Here is a 16,676-nt window from a genome sequence, read left to right as displayed (position 1 = left end):
TGTGCGGCGAGCGTCCCGGCATATCGACTTTCGAGCGGGAGACCGGCAGTGCTTCATCAAATCATCGACCGCAGGCTGGCCGGCAAGAACAAGAGTATCGCCAATCGCGAACGCTTTCTGCGTCGCGTCAAGAACTACATTCGTCGTGCCGTGTCCGACGCGGTGCGCGACCGTAGCATCAAGGATATCCAGAGCACGCAGAGCATCACGATCCCGCGCAAGGACATCGCGGAGCCGAATTTCCGGCACGGGCCGGGCGGGCGACGTGAGTACGTGCATCCCGGCAACGAGGACTACGTGCGCGGCGACAAGATCCCGCGTCCGCAGGGCGGCTCGGGCGGCGGCGGCAGCCAGGCGAGCAACGAGGGCGAAGGGCAGGACGACTTCGTGTTCGAGTTGTCGCGCGACGAATTCATGCAGTACTTCTTCGACGATCTCGAACTGCCGCGCCTCGTGAAGACGCACCTGCTGACGGTGCCGAGCTGGAAGAACGTGCGCGCGGGCTGGTCGGCTGAAGGCACGCCGAACAACATCGACGTCGTGCGCTCGCTGCGCAGCGCGCTCGGCCGGCGCATCGCGCTCGGCTCGCCGCTCGTCAACGAACTGCACGAACTCGAGGCGCAGCTCGAAGCGCTGAAGTGCGATCCGGAAGACCGCCGCGAGGAAATCGCGACGCTCGAGGCCGAGATCCATCACCTGAAGGGGCGCATCTGGCGGATTCCGTTCATCGATCCGTTCGACCTGCGCTACATCAACCGCTTGAAGCAGCCGCAGCCGTCGAGCCAGGCCGTGATGTTCTGCCTGATGGACGTGTCGGGCTCGATGGACGAGCAGCGCAAGGATCTCGCGAAGCGCTTCTTCATCCTGCTGTACCTGTTCCTCAAGCGCAACTACGAGCGCATCGAGGTCGTGTTCATCCGTCACCATACGCGCGCCGAGGAAGTCGACGAAGATACCTTCTTCCATTCGACCGAGAGCGGCGGCACGGTCGTGTCGAGCGCGCTCGAACTGATGCGCAAGGTGATGAACGAGCGCTACTCGCCGACCGAGTGGAACATCTACGGCGCGCAGGCGTCCGACGGCGATAACTGGACCGACGACTCGCCCAAGTGTCGCAAAATCCTGGAAGAGGATATCCTCACGAAGACGCGTTACTTCGCGTATATCCAGGTTGCGCCGGAAGAGCAGAATTTGTGGCTGGAATACGCGCAACTGGCGCTGTCGCAGCCGCATCTCGCGATGAAAAAAGTGGAATCGGCTGCCGAAATTTACCCGGTGTTTCGCGAATTGTTCGAAAAGCAGGTGGAAATGTCATGACGACCCGCCATCTGCACAACGAGTCGCGCGGCTACGAGCCGCGCCCTTCCGTCGACGACACGGCCGGCCCTGCCGCATCGCAGCAACGCGCGCAGGCCGAACCGCCGCCGCCGGCCGCCGACTTGCCCGGCTCCGGGCAAAAGGAAGCGCGTATGAACGTTGCCGAACGCAAGCCGCTGCCGTGCCCGTCCGACTGGACGTTCGAACTGCTCGAGGAATACGACACGCACATCTCGCAGGTCGCCGAACAATACGAGCTCGACATCTACCCGATCCAGCTCGAACTGATCAGCGCCGAACAGATGATGGATGCATACGCGTCGGTCGGGATGCCCGTCAACTACCGCCACTGGTCGTTCGGCAAGCACTTCCTCTCGACCGAGAAGAGCTACCGCCGCGGCCAGATGGGCCTCGCGTACGAAATCGTCATCAATTCGAATCCGTGCATCGCGTATCTGATGGAAGAGAACACGATGACGATGCAGGCGCTCGTCATCGCGCACGCGGCGTACGGGCACAACTCGTTCTTCAAGGGCAACTACCTGTTCCGGCTGTGGACCGACGCGCACGCGATCATCGACTATCTCGTGTACGCGAAGAACTACGTCGCGGAATGCGAGGAGCGCTACGGCCTCGACCGCGTCGAGGAGCTGCTCGATTCGTGCCATGCGCTGATGAACTACGGCGTCGACCGCTACAAGCGGCCGCAGAAGCCGTCGCTGTCGAAGGAAGCGGCGCTGCGGCGCGAGCGCGAGGCGTACCTGCAGTCGCAGGTGAATGAACTGTGGCGCACGCTGCCGGGCAAGAAACCCGAGCTGATGGAGGAGCAGGAAGGCCGCTATCCGCCCGAGCCGCAGGAGAACCTGCTGTATTTCGCCGAGAAGAACGCGCCGCTGCTCGAACCGTGGGAGCGGGAAGTGATCCGCATCGTGCGCAAGATCGGCCAGTATTTCTACCCGCAGCGGCAGACGCAGGTGATGAACGAAGGCTGGGCGACGTTCTGGCACTACACGCTGCTGAACACGCTGTACAACCAGGGCAAGCTGGAAGACGGCTTCATGATGGAGTTCCTGCATTCGCACAGCAACGTGGTCTACCAGCCGCCCGTCACGAAGCCGTACTACAGCGGGATCAATCCGTATGCGCTCGGTTTCTCGATGATGAGCGACATCCGGCGGATCTGCGAAGCGCCGACGGAAGAGGACTACAAGTGGTTTCCGGAGATCGCGGGCACCCCGTGGCTGCCGGCGATGCACTACGCGATGCGCAACTTCAAGGACGAGAGCTTCATCGCGCAGTACCTGTCGCCGAACCTGATCCGCGAGATGCGGCTGTTCTCGGTGCTCGACGACGACATGCGCGATTCGCTCGAGGTGTCGGCGATCCACGACGACTACGGTTACCAGTACGTGCGGCAGGCGTTGTCGCGGCAGTACGACATCCATCACCGCGAGCCGAACATCCAGGTGTGGGCGGTGAACACACGCGGCGATCGCAGCCTCACGCTGCGCCACTTCATGACCGACAACCGCCACCTGTCGAACGACAGCGACGAGGTGCTCAAGCACATGGCGCGGCTCTGGCAGTTCGACGTGTACCTGGAAAGCGTCGACGAGGCCGGCACCGTGCGCAAGCGCTACGAGTGCCGCTACGTGCCGCCGGAGGTGCGCGTTTGATCGCCGGCTTCAAGAATGTTTGCATCGGACGCCAGCCTGCGGGCTGGCGTTTTCATATGACGAACGCGTGGCGGGAGAAAAATTTTCTACATCCGGACGAACCCGGAAAGCCTGTTACTTTACATTTCGCTAAAATCCCGTAGCGCCGTGCCGCCGGAATCGGTGCCACGTGCGACCGCACGCGGCGGCTCCCAGCCGTCTCGCCCAGAAAGCACTAAAAGGAACAGACCAATCCATGGACGTCCAGACCGACCAAGCTGCGCTGTCCGCGCATGACACCCGGCGGCGCGTGTTCGCCATCGTCGGCGCCTCATCGGGCAACCTCGTCGAGTGGTTCGACTTCTACATCTACTCGTTCTGCGCGCTGTACTTCGCGCCGGCGTTCTTCCCGAGCGGCAACACGACGACGCAGCTGCTGAACACGGCCGGCGTGTTCGCGGCCGGCTTCCTGATGCGTCCGATCGGCGGCTGGCTGTTCGGCCGCATCGCCGACCGTCACGGCCGGCGCGCCGCGATGATGATCTCGGTGCTGATGATGTGCGGCGGCTCGCTCGTGATCGCGGTGCTGCCGACCTACGCGCAGATCGGCGCGCTCGCGCCGGCGCTGCTGCTGGTCGCGCGGCTGTTCCAGGGGCTGTCGGTGGGCGGCGAATACGGCACGAGCGCGACCTACATGAGCGAGGTCGCGCTGAAGGGCCGGCGCGGCTTCTTCGCGTCGTTCCAGTACGTGACGCTGATCGGCGGCCAGCTGTGTGCGCTGCTCGTGCTCGTGATCCTGCAGCAGACGCTGTCGGCTGACGAACTGAAGGCGTGGGGCTGGCGCATTCCGTTCGTCGTCGGCGCGGCGGCCGCGCTGATTTCGCTGTACCTGCGGAAATCGCTCGACGAGACGTCGACCAGCGCGTCGCGCGACAAGAAGGACGCCGGCACGATCCGCGGCGTATGGCAGCACAAGGGTGCGTTCTTCACGGTGGTCGGCTTCACGGCCGGCGGCTCGCTGATCTTCTACACGTTCACGACGTACATGCAGAAGTACCTCGTGAACACGGCCGGCATGCACGCGAAGACGGCCAGCAACGTGATGACTGTCGCGCTGCTCGTCTACATGCTGATCCAGCCGGTGTTCGGCGCGCTGTCCGACAGGATCGGCCGCCGCACGTCGATGATCCTGTTCGGCTCGTTCGCGGTGATCGGCACGGTGCCGCTGATGCATGCGCTGAAGGACGTGACGAGCCCGGTAGCCGCGTTCGTGCTGATCACGGTCGCGCTCGCGATCGTCAGCTTCTACACGTCGATCAGCGGCCTCATCAAGGCCGAGATGTTCCCGCCGGAAGTGCGTGCGATGGGCGTCGGCCTGTCGTACGCGGTCGCGAATGCGATCTTCGGCGGCTCGGCCGAGTATGTTGCACTGTGGTTCAAGTCGGTCGGCAGCGAGGAAACCTTCTACTGGTACGTGACCGTGCTGTGCGCGATCTCGCTGATCGTGTCGTGGCGGATGCGCGATCCGAGCAAGGAAGGGTATTTGCGTCACGAACCGTGATCGTCTCGCGCAGCGCTGCCCCGGCCATCCGGCCGGCCGCAGCCCGGCGCACCACCACGGCGTCCCGTCATTGCGGCGGGGCGCCGTTTTTTTTTGCGGCGGACGGGGCATGGTCGCGCGAACCCATGCAAGCGTATCGCCGCGCACGCGATATCGATATGGCGATCCCTTCGTTGTCGCCGGCCGGCGATCCTTTTATTCTGAACCCGTAGTTCGTGTGACACCTCCTTGACTGGGATTCGCGCCCGCTGCTTGCAGCGGGCGTTTTTTTGCGTGCTGCGTCCGTCGCAGGCCGAGGCGGGGTGGGTGCCGGTCCGGATCCGCCCCGGAACGATGCGAATGGGACAAGTCCATAGCGGCGTGTGCGTCGATGCGATCGCTGGAAGAAATGCCCGCTCGCGATGGCGAATCGGTATGGAAAGCGAAATCCGGTTGCCAATGTGCGATATGCCCGGTTAATGCCTTCGTGAAAGATCGAGGTGCGAGGCGTTCGCTTATGCGCTTTGTCAGATTTTATTTTTATGTCATAGGACATTTTTTGATTGGTTAATTTTCAAGATAAAAAATTGTTAACTTTTTGAGCGAATGGGGCGATTCTTGAGGGTTTTGTTCTGCACGCGTTGAAGGGTGCCGATCGGGCCGCATTTCGCACCGTCACGCCGCTGTCGGATGCCGGTTGAAGAGCCGCACACGCGGCCTGGCCGGCATGGTGTGCTCCAAGAGCCGCGACTCGGCTAGAAGGCACGGTCGTTGGCCTGTGCGGCCATTCGAATTTCTCATGAATGGAAAATGGTTCCGATATTTCTTACTCGTACGATATCGGTAAATCGTTTGGGTAAATAAAATGGCTCGGTCGTCATCTTTTCGGATGGAATCATCCAGTCTTCCGGAATAAGGCGATCCGATTCGTGTCGCGGGCAGTCGGCGGAAGGGTTGAATGCCTGCGTGTCGATCGGTCTGTTCCGAGAAAAATCGTCCATTTTTAGAGGAATTCAACGATGAAAATGAATCTGCTTCGGGGTTTCGTTGCAGCGGGTATCGCGAGTGTCGCACTGGTGCCGTCGGTTTCCCACGCGTTCCACGGCCAGCTCGATTTCAACGGCAGCATCTCCGACGTCACCTGCAACATCAATGGCGAGGCACCTGGCCCCGGCAACCGGAAAGAGGTGCCACTCGGCCACAGCATCAGCCCGAGCACCTTCGACAAGATCGGTGCGACGTCGACGCCTGTCACGTTCAACCTGGCTATCGGCGGCAATACGGGCTGTACCAACGGCACGAAGGTCGTGATCGAATTCGATCCGGTGTCGGTGAACATCAATCCCGCGACGGGCAACCTGAAGCTCATCGGCACCAAGCCGGCGGAAGGCGTCGAGATCCAGATCAGCGACGCGGGTAACGGAAAGGCCGGCAAGATCATGCTCGGCAAGCCGCAGAACCTCGCGGATGCGCAGGTCGCGACCGTCGCGAACAACGCCGCGACCCTGACCTATACGGCGTCGTACGTGTCGACGGCCGCGCCGGATGCGATCAAGACCGGTTCGGGCAACTCGTTCATCCGCTATATGCTCGCTTACCACTGATCGGCGTATTTCCCGTTCCACGTCATGACCTTGTCAATTCGTTATCCTTATTTACAAGTCGTGGCCGGTGTCATGGCGTGGGCCGCCTGCGCCACGCTGGCGCAGGCGGCGCTTTTGCTGGACGGTACCCGGGTGATTTTCCCCGAGCGTGCTCGCGACGTGACGGTCCGGATGGAAAATTCCGGCACCGAACCCGTACTCGCGCAGAGCTGGATCGACGACGGTCGCGCCGACGTTCCGCCCGAACAGATGCGCACGCCATTCGTAGTTGCGCCGACACTGGTGCGCGTCGAAGCAGGGAGGGGCGCCGTGCTGCGCATTACGAACATGCAGGCGCAGTTGCCCGTCGACCGTGAATCGGTGTTCTGGCTGAATGTGCTCGAGGTGCCGACGGTACAGAAAGACGCGGACAATCAGCTGCGCTTCGCCTTCCGAACCCGCATCAAGATGTTTTACCGGCCCTCGTCGCTCGCGAACGACGTCGAAACGGCGCAGGAAAAACTGGTGTGGAAGGCGTCTGCCGATGCGTCGCACGCGGGCGGACGGCAGATATCGCTCGAGGTTTCCAATCCGACGCCGTATTACGTTTCGTTCGGGATGGTCGAGGGCGACATCGGCGGCACGTTCATCCCGGCCGGTGGGGGGATGGTCGCACCGTTCGGCTCCCAGCGCTTCCCGTTGCAGGGCGCCGCCGCGCTGTCGCATCGCCCGACGGCCGTGCGCTTCGTGACCATCGACGACTACGGCGGGCAAAGCACGATAACCAAAAAATTGACCGACTGAGCAGTCTGTCCACGCAACGCATCCAGAAGGCACGATCCAGCATGCCGGGCCCGGATAATCGATTCGGCATGCGAATTAACTGAATCCACATGCGCAGTTCAGCAGGTTTCCAATCTTCATGCGCGTCGGGGCTTGCCCCGCGGCTTCCGCAGCGGCCTTGTCTGCTGGCGGTCGCTTCCGTGTTCGCGTCGGTCGCGATGACGTCGGGCACGAACGCCGTCGCGGATACGATCGACCCGGTCGCGCGGGAAGACGCGCGCCGCGCGCCCGCAAGCGCGTCGCCGGTTGCGCCGGCGGCCGGCGAGACGCACTTCGACGATTCGATGCTGATGCATGGCCCGGACAGCGAACCGATCGATACGACGCCGTTCGGGCGTCCGAATGCCGTCGCGCCGGGCGTGCATCGTGCGGACCTGATCGTCAACGGGCAGTGGCGCGGCGTGGAAGACATCACGTTCCGTCACGACGCGCGTGGCGACGTGCTGCCTTGCTACGACCGGCTGCTGCTGCAGCGGGCCGGCGTCGACCTCGACCGAAGCGCGCGGGGCCAGGACGCCAGCCAGCCGCCGAATCCAATGCCCGACGGGCCGATCTGCGATGCGCCGTCCCGGTACGTGCCCGGCGCCGCGCTGTCGTTCGATGCGGCCGAACAGAAACTGTATCTGACGGTGCCTCAGTTCTACATGCGGCTCGCCAGCCGGAGTACCTACGTCGATCCGGCGAACTGGACGAACGGCGTGCCGGCCGCGTGGCTGAACTACAACGCGAGCGTGTTCACGACGCGTTCCGGCGGCTACGAATTCTCGCAGCTCTACACGGGCCTCTCGATGGCCGCGAGCGCCGGGCGGTTCCGGATTCGCCACAACGGCAACCTCACCTGGTCGCAGCGTGGCGGCGCCCGCTATCAACGCGGCTACGTCTACGCGCAAACCGATCTGCCCGACTGGCGCGCTCAGCTGCTGGCCGGCGAAAGCTCGACCAGCGGCGCGCTGTTCGACTCCGTGTCGTTTCGCGGCGTGCAACTCGCCAGCGACGACCGGATGCTGCCCGACGAGCAGCGCTACTACGCGCCGGTCGTGCGCGGCGTCGCGCAATCGAATGCCAAGGTATCGATCTACCAGCGCGGCTATCTCGTTCACGAGACGACCGTCGCGCCGGGACCGTTCGCGATCGACAACCTGCAGGCGATGAGCTACGGCGGCGACCTGAACGTGACGGTGACCGAGGCCAACGGCGAAACGCGCAGCTTCGTGGTTCCGTTCGCGACGACAGTCCAGCTGCTGCGTCCCGGCAGCACACGGTTCAGCGCGATGGCGGGGCAGGCGATCGAACTCGGCGGCGACATCGGCACGCAGTACGTCGGCCAGTTCACCGTGCAGCGTGGCGTCAGCAATGCGGTGACGGCCTACGGCGGCGCCGCGTTCGCGAACCGCTACCAGTCGATGCTGATGGGCGTCGCGCTCAATACCTCGATCGGCGGCTTCGCGGCGGACGTCACGATCGCACGGACCCAGCCGCCAGGCAGCGAGCGCCTGACCGGCTCGAGTATCCGCGTGTCGTACAGCAAGAACCTGCCGAACAGCGGCACGAACTTTTCGCTGCTCGCGTATCGCTACTCGACGAAAGGCTATCTCGGCCTGCGCGACGCGTTGCTGCTGAACGGCCAAAGCGACCAGGGCGCGGGCGCCGCGTCGTTTTCGCGGCTGCGCAATCGGGTCGATCTCAACGTGAGTCAGCAGATCGGGCGGTCGGGCAACCTCTATGCGAACGGATCGGCGCTCAGCTACTGGGCGGGCGGCGGACAGTCGCTCAGCTTCACGCTCGGCTACAGCACGCAGTGGCGCGACGCCACGGTGACCGCGTCGGTGCAGCGCGTGCGCAACCTGTCCGCGCGGGAGCCGTCGTTCGGCGGCGGGGCGGGCAGCACGCTCGCGAGCCTGAACGTATCGATTCCGCTGGGGCGCAACGCGCGACGCGCACCGATCTTCAGCACGCTGGTGACGCATGACAGCAGCACCGGTACGAGCGCCACGGCGAGCCTGGCGGGCAGTTTCGGCGAGCGCAACGATGGATCGTACTCGTTGTCGTCGAGCTACGACGGCAACAACCGGGCGTCGTCGGGCAGTTTCGGCGTCGGCTATCAGCGGCCGGCCGTGTCGCTGTCGGCGAACCTCGGCATCGGGCGCGACTACCAGCAGGCGTCGGCGAGCGCAACGGGCGGCCTGGTGCTGCACCCGGGCGGCCTGACACCGGCACCCACGTTGAGCGAGACCATCGGTGTCGTGCACGTGCCGAACGCGCGCGGCGCACTGGTTGCGAACACGAGTGCACGCGTCGACCGCTTCGGTTACGCGATCGTGCCGAGCCTCATTCCGTATCAGCTCAACAAGATCGACATCGATCCGAAGGACGTCCCCGAGGACGTCGAACTGAAGACCGTGTCGCACAGCGTTGCTCCGCGCTCGGGTTCGATCGTCATGCTGTCTTACGACACGCTGAAGGCGCGGGCGCTGCTGATCGACGCGCAGACCGACGACGGTCGGCCGCTGCCGTTCGCCGCGCGCGCGCTCGACGCACGCACCGGTGAGGCGCTCGGCGTGGTCGGGCAGGGCAGCCGCCTGTTCGTGCGCAGTGCCGCACACGACGGCCGGATTCGCGTCGAATGGGGCACACGCGCGGATCAGCAGTGCGTGATCGATTACGCGGTGCCGGCCGCGCAGCGTTCGGGAAGCGGCTATGTGACGCTGGAGGGTATCTGCCGCGCGGCGACGGTGATGCCGAGGGCTGCCGTACCGTCGGCTGGCCGTATCGAGGCGCGCTAGCCCAATGCACGGCTCGGCTTTTCGTTTCGTTTCCGTCATTCACACGTTGCCGTGCCGTTTGCGCGGGCGGCCCGGCGCCGGTCGCATCGTGCGCGCGGCGGTGCTGGCCTGCGTCGCGAGTATCGGCACGGTCCGGTGCGACGCAGCGTTGTCCGTGATCGGTACCCGCTTCGTTTATCCGGGCGAGGCGCGCGCACTGACGATCTTCGCGCGCAACGGCGGGGACGCCCCCATTCTCGTCCAGGCCTGGCTCGACGATGGCGATGCGAACGCCGATCCGAGCCGCCTGCGCGTGCCGTTCGTCGTCGCGCCGCCGCTCGCCCGACTCGATCCGGGGCAGCCGCTGTCGATCCGCGTGCAGTCGATTGGCGGCGGTCTCGCCGCGGACCGGGAATCCTGTTTCTGGATCAACTTGCTCGAAGTGCCGCCGGCCGCGCCGGCGGGCGACCACGCGCTGCGCATCGCGTACCGGCTCAGGATGAAGCTGCTGGTTCGGCCACCCGGTCTCGATGGCGATCCGGACGACGCACCGAACCGGCTCGCATGGACGCACGCCGGCACGAAGGCAGCGTCGTCGATCGTCGCGCTCAATCCCACGCCGTACTACGTGACGCTGACGCGCCTGTTGCTGAACGGCGAGCGTGCGGTGCCGGCGAACACGGTGACGGATGTCGCGCCGTTCGGCCGGGTCGAGATCCCGATCGGCACGCAGGCCGGCGCGGGTCCGGGCGAGATCGTGTTCGACGCCGTCGACGACAGCGGCGCAACGCATGAATACCGGGCGCGGCTCGCGCCGCCGTGACCGACGGGGCGGGAATGCTTGCAGTACCCGTCCTGCCGCGGGCATCGGCAGGGATTCAACCACAACAAGGAAAAACGAAAGTGAACAAGACCTACTCTTTGATATGGAACGATGCGCAAGGCGCCTGGCAGGTCGCCGGCGAACGGGTACGCCGGCACGGCAAGTCCGCGACGCGTGCGCGTGTCGTCGCGGTGCTGGCACTGCTCGCCGGCGGCGTGGCGACATCAGCGCATGCGCTGCCCACGGGCGAGAAGATCGTGTCCGGGACAGCCGACATTCATCGCTACGACAACGGGCAGCAGATGTCGATCAACCAGCATAGCGACAAGCTGGTGACGGACTGGCAAACGTTCAACATCGACAAAGGGGAGCGCGTCACGTTCAACCAGCCGTCCGCGGCGTCGATCGCGCTGAACCGGGTCGTCGGCCAGGACGGCAGCGCAATCCACGGCAATCTCGATGCGAGCGGCCGCGTGTTCCTCGTCAATCCGAACGGGATCCTGTTCAGCAAGAGCGCGCAGGTCAATGTCGGCGGCCTGGTGGCGACGACGCTGGATATCAGGAACGACGACTTCGAGGCAGGCCGCTTCCGGTTTTCCGGCCAGTCGCCGAGCGAAGTGCAGAACTTCGGCAATCTCGTGGCGGGCGAAGGCGGCGCGATCGCGCTGCTCGGCGCGAAAGTCATCAACAAGGGGATCGTCCAGGCGCAGATGGGCACCGTCGCGCTGGGCGCGGGCAGCGACGCCACGCTGAACTTCGACGGCAGCAAGCTGCTCAGCGTGCAGATCGACCAGGGCATCGTCAACGCGCTGGTCAGCAACGAGCAGTTGCTGAGGGCCGACGGCGGGCAGGTGCTGATGAGCGCGAAGACCGCCGATACGCTGCTGCGCACGGTGGTCAACAACCAGGGCGTCATCGAAGCGCGCACGCTCAGGAATGCCGCGGGCCGGATCTCGCTGGACGGTCACGACGCCGGCACCGTCAACGTCGCGGGTGTGCTGAACGCGAGCGCGACGACGCCGGGCAACGGCGGCACGGTTGAAACGCGCGGCGCCGACGTGAAGGTGGCGCTCGGCGCGATGGTCGACACGCGCGCGACCAACGGGCGCGTCGGCACCTGGCGCATCGCATCGTCCGACGTGTCGGTCAAGGCCGGTGCGAACCAGCCGGGCACGATCGTGGCCGACACGCTGTCGCGCAATCTCGCGACCACCGATGTCGAACTGGTCGCCGAACGCGGGCAGCTTTCGGTCGACGGGCCGGTGACCTGGGCCGGTGGCAACCGGTTGACGCTGGCCAGCCGGCAGGGCGATGTGTCGGTCAACGGCGCGCTGCGCGCGACGGGCGCGAATGCGCGAGTGGCCATCGACGCGAAGAAGAGCGTGCGGATCGCGGCCCCGATTGCGCTGACCGGCGCGAACGCGCTGCTGACGCTCGACTACGGCGTCGCGCACTCGCTCTCCGGCGGCGCGGCCGTGACGCTGTCGGGGGCCGGCGCCGGTTTCGAATCGAACGGCTATCGCTATACCGTGATCCAGAATCTGCAGCAGTTGCAGGCCGTCAATGCGAATCTCGGCGGGCTGTACGTGCTCGGCAACGACATCGCCGGTTCCTATTACGGCTCCACGCTCAAGACGATCGGTTCGGGTGCGTCGTTCGCCGGCGTGTTCGACGGCCTCGGCAACACGATCAGCAACCTTACCATCGCGAGCAGCGATGCGTATGCCGGGCTGTTCGGCCGCAACACCGGCACGCTCGCCAACCTCAGCCTGAAGTCGTTGCGTGTCAGCGCTGCGGCGGGCGTCGGTCCGGTGGCCATCGGCGGGCTGGTGGGCGAAAACGCGGGCAAGATCTCGAACGTGACCGCGACGGGCATGCAGGTGAGTGCCGGCGCCAGCCGCAGCAATGCGCTGGGGGGGCTGGTCGGCATCAATAGCGGCGAGCTTTCCCGGGCATCGTTTTCGGGATCGGTAACGGGCAACGGCATGTCGGACGCCATCGGCGGTCTGGTCGGAGAGAACCGTCGGGAGCAGCAGGCCGGCATCGTGGTCGACAGCGAGTCCAACGCGACCGTATTCGGCGGCGCATCGAACCGCGCGTCGATCGGCGGTCTCGTCGGCGTGAACCGGGGCGGTGAAATCCTGCGCTCGACGAGCCGCGGCACCACTTCCGGCGCGTATCTCGCCGGCGTGAACGTCGGCGGGCTCGTGGGGGCGAACCTGCTCGGCAAGATCGTCGACGGATCGGCGCTGGGGCGTGTGACGGGCGGCTCGAGCGGCACGGCAGGCGGGTTCGTCGGCAACAACACCGGAACGATCACCGGTTCGAGCGCGAGCGGTGTCGTGGATGGTCGATACGCGCAGGCAGTCGGCGGCTTCGTCGGGCAGAACCAGGGCAAGGTGACCGACAGCCGGGCGCTGAGCGCCGTCTCGAGCGCATCGGCAGGTTCGACGGGTGGTTTCGTCGGCATCAACCTCGGCGACAACGCGTTCATCGACATGGCGGAAGCACATGGCGCGGTAACGGGCGGCCAGGGCGCGAATGGCGGTTTCGTCGGCAGTCATCTCGGCGGCCGGATTGCTCACGCGGTCGCACGCGGCAAGACGACGGGCGGCAGCTACAGCAAGACGGGCGGCTTCGTTGGCAGCAACGAGGCCGAATTGGCCGACGCAGACGCGAGCGGCGACGTGTCGGCCGGCACCGGTGCGTCGGTGGGCGGGTTCGCCGGCGCGAACACGCGGTTCGGCACGATCCAGGTCGCGTCGGCCACCGGTAACGTGACGGGCGGCTGGTCGAGCACGGTTGGCGGGTTCGCAGGCGAAAACCTCGGCACGCTGCGCTACGTATCGGCGTCGGGGACGGTCGGCGCCGGCTACTGCGCGACGCTCGGCGGCCTGGTCGGCCTGAACGCGGGACTCGTCGAGCACTCTGCCGCAAGCGGGCGAGTCAACGGATCGTCGAACCAGACCTTCGGCGGCCTCGTCGGCGTCAACCGGAGCATCTTCCGCTACAGCGTCGCATCCGGCGACGCTGCGCTGCAGAAGATTGCCGGCGTCAATCTCGGTGTGATCGAGTAATGCAGCAGGCGGCGGGCGAGCATGGCCGGCGCCCGCCGCCGATTCAACGGGAGGGCAGCATGAAGATGTTTCAACGGCGCCGGCTCGGGCGAGTCGGCCGGATAATGCGTCGCTTGGCGACGGCGGGATGCATGGTTCTTGCATTCGGCATGCACGCGATGGCGCAAGGCGGCGGTGCTGCGACGGCGCTGAATTGCACGTTCAGCAACACCGAAGCGTCACCTTGGCGCATGATCACGCCGTTGACGAGTACGACGCCGGTCGGCGCGATCCTGTATCAACGCACGGTTTCGCTGATGGTCTCGTTCAAGTACGGCGGCGCCGAGTCGACCGCGCACGAACTGGTGAGTGCCGCACACTGGAAGCCGGGCAGCGTCGTCGCGGACGGTGTTGCGAAGACGAATGTGAGCGGAATCGGCTTCAAATGGGCCGGCGTGTCCGACGACGGCAACGAGCGCACGCTGCAGCAAGGCGCACTGCCGGTGGTAACCGCAAAGACCGAGCTCATTCGATCGGGAGAAGGCGGCAACGATGCGCGGATGGCGCGCTTCCGGCAGTTTCTGGTGCTCGACAAGCCTGTTTCGCAACTGCCGCAAGGCAAGCTGGTCGTCAAGAACCTGCCGGGCAATCCGACCGTCGCGATTTATGCGATCGACTTTCCGAAAGGCGTCGCGTCGATCGGCGGTACGGTGACGGTGCCGGAGCATACGACGCCGCCTAATCTGTGCAAGCAGATGAAGGCCTTTGTCGGCGTCGGCAACGTCTGCATCGGCAGCGAGTGCGAGATCCATGTGCCGAACCGCTGCGAGATCCAGTCGAACATGATCGTGCCGGTGACGCTCGGCCAGTTTTCGATCAGCAATTTTCCCAGCGTGAACGCGATGTCGAAGCCGATCAGCTTCGATATCGCGCTCAGCCAGTGCGCGGCAGCGGCAAAGCCGTCGATCAGTTTCCGCGACAAGGCCGCGCAGCCGAATCCGGACAACACGCTGCTGCAACTGAGCGCGCCGGGTGGCCAGAAGCTCGCGCGCGGATTCAACATCGTGATGACCAATGCGCTGACCGGCGAGCGGATCGCGTACGGCGAGCCGGGCACGGCCACCGAGTATCCGATGCAGCGCACCGGCGACATGGCGGTGATGCCGTTGCGCGCGCAGTACATCCGTACCGGTGCGGATGCCGAGCTGCAGCCCGGCTATGCCGGCGGCGGCGCGGAATTTTCGTTTACGTTCCCGTGAAGGCGACGCGCGGTTCGGCGATCAGGCCGGCGCCGGCCCGGCGTCATCACGAAACCCGCTGAGCAAAGCACCATTTGTTGGTTCGGATTTGCCGCACGCGCTGCTACGTTAGCGGCTTCGCGACTCCACACGCCGTCGCGATGTTCCTCGAACCGGCCGCCGCGCGATCCGCGGCGGCCTTCATAACAAATCAGGTCGTGCTCATGAAAATCCACACTCTCGCTGCGTGGCTCGTCGGGGCTGCGCTCGTCACGGCAGGCACCGTCGCGCATGCGGACCGTCTCGACGACATCAAGAAGGCCGGCGTGCTGCGCGTCGCGACGTTCGACAGCAACCCGCCGTTCGGCTATGTCGATGCAAAGAACAACCACATCGTCGGCCTCGACGTCGACTATGCGAAGGCGCTCGCCGACAAGCTCGGCGTGAAGCTGCAACTCCAGCCGACCAACCCCGCGAACCGCATACCGTTCCTGGCCTCCGGCAAGGTCGATCTCGTGCTCGCGAACTTCACGATCACCGACGAGCGCGCGAAGCAGGTCGACTTCAGCATTCCGTATTTCTCGTCGGGCCAGCAGTTTCTCGCGAAGAAGGGCGTGCTGAAATCGGCCGACCAGTTGAACAGCCTGCGCGTCGGCGCGGACAAGGGCACGACGAACGAGATCACGCTGCGCGAGAAATTCCCGAAGGCGACGATCGTCGCGTACGACGACACGCCGTTCGCGTTCGCCGCGCTGCGCGCCGGCAACGTGCAGGCGATCACGCAGGACGGCCCGAAGCTGATCGGCCTGCTCGCGAACGTGCCCGACAAGCAGAACTACGAGATCCCTGCCTTCACGATCTCGAACGACTACATGGGCGTCGGCGTGCCGAAGGGCGAGACGCGCCTGCTCGGCTTCGTCAACGACACGCTGAAGGGGCTCGAGGCGAACGGCCGCGCCACGCAGATCTACGACGCATGGTTCGGGCCGACGACGAAGACGCCGCTCACGCGTATCTTCCGCATCGGCGACAAGACCTGATCCGTGCCGCACGCGCGCCGCGACCTGCCGGAACATCGGCATCGCGGCGCTTTCCGTTTTCTTCCGATCGCGCGCTTCGCGCCCGCACTCCAGCATGCTCGGGTTGGCTCCCAAATATCTGTCCTGGCTCTGGCAGGGTTTCCTGCTGACACTCGGCCTCGCGGCCGCGTCGGCCGTCGCCGCGACGGCCGGCGGGCTGTTGCTCGCAGTCATGCGGCATGCGCGCGGCACGGCACTGCGCATGACGGCGTCCGCATATGTCGTCGCGTTCCGCAACACGCCGCTGCTCGTGCAGTTGCTGTTCTGGTATTTCGGCGTTGCGTCGTTGTTGCCCGACACGTGGATCGCGTGGCTGAACGCGCGCCATGCATTGAGCGCGGGCCGGTTCACGCTCGCATGGCCGTCGTTCGAATTCGTCGCGGGCTGGGTCGGGCTGAGCGCGTACACGGCTGCGTTTGTTGCGGAGGAATGCGAAGCCGGACTGCGCGGCGTGCGCCGCGCACAGCATGATGCGGCGGCGGCGCTCGGCCTCACGCCGATGCAGTCGCTGCGTTATGTGGTGCTGCCGCAGGCCGTGCGCATCGCGTTGCCGCCGCTGTTCGGCCAATACATGAATCTCGTGAAGAACTCGTCGCTCGCGATGGCGATCGGCGTCGCCGAGCTGTCGTATGCGTCGCGGCAAGTCGAAACGGAAACGTTCAAGACCTTCGCCGCGTTCGGCGTCGCGACCTTGCTGTACGTCGCGGCGGTGGCGGCGATCGAGGCCGGCGCATACGCGGCCACGCAATGGCGCGACAGGCTGGGAGCGGGGCGCTGACG

Annotated in this window: 11 protein-coding genes; all 11 read left to right on the top strand. The window is 65.2% G+C overall.

Translation table 11 applies throughout. The annotated features are described in order from the left end of the window. The first annotated feature begins 48 nt into the window (after positions 1-48). The 11 genes from JYG32_RS05780 to JYG32_RS05730 all read left to right on the top strand — a co-directional run bounded on the left by JYG32_RS05780 (position 49) and on the right by JYG32_RS05730 (position 16,674). Positions 49-1,317, top strand: coding sequence for a YeaH/YhbH family protein (locus JYG32_RS05780; RefSeq protein ID WP_174381106.1), 1,269 nt, complete (start codon positions 49-51; stop codon positions 1,315-1,317). Beyond that, positions 1,314-2,993 (top strand): SpoVR family protein, encoded by a 1,680-nt coding sequence (locus JYG32_RS05775; RefSeq protein ID WP_174381105.1) that lies wholly within the window; start codon positions 1,314-1,316, stop codon positions 2,991-2,993. Before JYG32_RS05780 ends, JYG32_RS05775 begins: the two co-directional genes overlap by 4 nt. Before the next feature lie 235 nt (positions 2,994-3,228). Next, the gene (locus JYG32_RS05770) at positions 3,229-4,533 is read left to right on the top strand and encodes an MFS family transporter (protein ID WP_213264961.1); all 1,305 of its coding nucleotides are present in this window, start codon (positions 3,229-3,231) and stop codon (positions 4,531-4,533) included. A 998-nt stretch (positions 4,534-5,531) separates the two neighbouring features. Next, a complete protein-coding gene (locus JYG32_RS05765; protein ID WP_213264960.1) occupies positions 5,532-6,116 on the top strand; it encodes a fimbrial protein in 585 nt (194 codons plus the stop codon). A 24-nt stretch (positions 6,117-6,140) separates the two neighbouring features. Then, positions 6,141-6,899, top strand: coding sequence for a fimbrial biogenesis chaperone (locus tag JYG32_RS05760; protein WP_213264959.1), 759 nt, complete (start codon positions 6,141-6,143; stop codon positions 6,897-6,899). Positions 6,900-7,078: 179 nt separating this feature from the next. Further along, a complete protein-coding gene (locus JYG32_RS05755; RefSeq protein ID WP_213264958.1) occupies positions 7,079-9,721 on the top strand; it encodes a fimbria/pilus outer membrane usher protein in 2,643 nt (880 codons plus the stop codon). Between the two features lie 154 nt (positions 9,722-9,875). After that, complete coding sequence (locus JYG32_RS05750) at positions 9,876-10,523, top strand: fimbria/pilus periplasmic chaperone (protein WP_249744594.1); 648 nt, start codon at positions 9,876-9,878, stop codon at positions 10,521-10,523. A gap of 80 nt (positions 10,524-10,603) precedes the next feature. Beyond that, entirely contained in the window at positions 10,604-13,600 is a 2,997-nt protein-coding gene (locus JYG32_RS05745) for a GLUG motif-containing protein (protein WP_213264956.1), read from the top strand. 131 nt (positions 13,601-13,731) lie between these two features. Next, positions 13,732-14,838 carry a fimbrial protein gene (locus JYG32_RS05740; protein WP_249744593.1) on the top strand — a complete coding sequence of 369 codons (1,107 nt, stop codon included), beginning with the start codon at positions 13,732-13,734 and terminating at the stop codon, positions 14,836-14,838. 203 nt (positions 14,839-15,041) lie between these two features. Then, on the top strand, positions 15,042-15,857 hold the full coding sequence (locus JYG32_RS05735; RefSeq protein ID WP_213264954.1) for an ABC transporter substrate-binding protein: 816 nt from the start codon (positions 15,042-15,044) through the stop codon (positions 15,855-15,857). Positions 15,858-15,951: 94 nt separating this feature from the next. Beyond that, positions 15,952-16,674: an amino acid ABC transporter permease gene (locus tag JYG32_RS05730; RefSeq protein WP_213264953.1), complete on the top strand. Its 723-nt coding sequence runs from the start codon at positions 15,952-15,954 to the stop codon at positions 16,672-16,674. Positions 16,675-16,676 lie beyond the last annotated feature (2 nt).

Origin of the sequence: Burkholderia pyrrocinia (genome assembly GCF_018417535.1) — a bacterium.
Taxonomy (GTDB): Bacteria; Pseudomonadota; Gammaproteobacteria; order Burkholderiales; family Burkholderiaceae; genus Burkholderia; species Burkholderia pyrrocinia_E.
Note: the sequence above shows the minus strand (reverse complement) of the source record. Positions and strands in the feature narration are given on the sequence as shown.

What these genes read in the sequence shown, in the direction of transcription:
- JYG32_RS05760 (WP_213264959.1), top strand. Translation starts at nt 6,141, where the DNA reads ATGACCTTGTCAATTCGTTATCCTTATTTACAAGTCGTGGCCGGTGTC.
- JYG32_RS05775 (WP_174381105.1), top strand. Translation starts at nt 1,314, where the DNA reads ATGACGACCCGCCATCTGCACAACGAGTCGCGCGGCTACGAGCCGCGC.
- JYG32_RS05735 (WP_213264954.1), top strand. Translation starts at nt 15,042, where the DNA reads ATGAAAATCCACACTCTCGCTGCGTGGCTCGTCGGGGCTGCGCTCGTC.
- JYG32_RS05740 (WP_249744593.1), top strand. Translation starts at nt 13,732, where the DNA reads ATGGTTCTTGCATTCGGCATGCACGCGATGGCGCAAGGCGGCGGTGCT.
- JYG32_RS05770 (WP_213264961.1), top strand. Translation starts at nt 3,229, where the DNA reads ATGGACGTCCAGACCGACCAAGCTGCGCTGTCCGCGCATGACACCCGG.
- JYG32_RS05730 (WP_213264953.1), top strand. Translation starts at nt 15,952, where the DNA reads ATGCTCGGGTTGGCTCCCAAATATCTGTCCTGGCTCTGGCAGGGTTTC.
- JYG32_RS05765 (WP_213264960.1), top strand. Translation starts at nt 5,532, where the DNA reads ATGAAAATGAATCTGCTTCGGGGTTTCGTTGCAGCGGGTATCGCGAGT.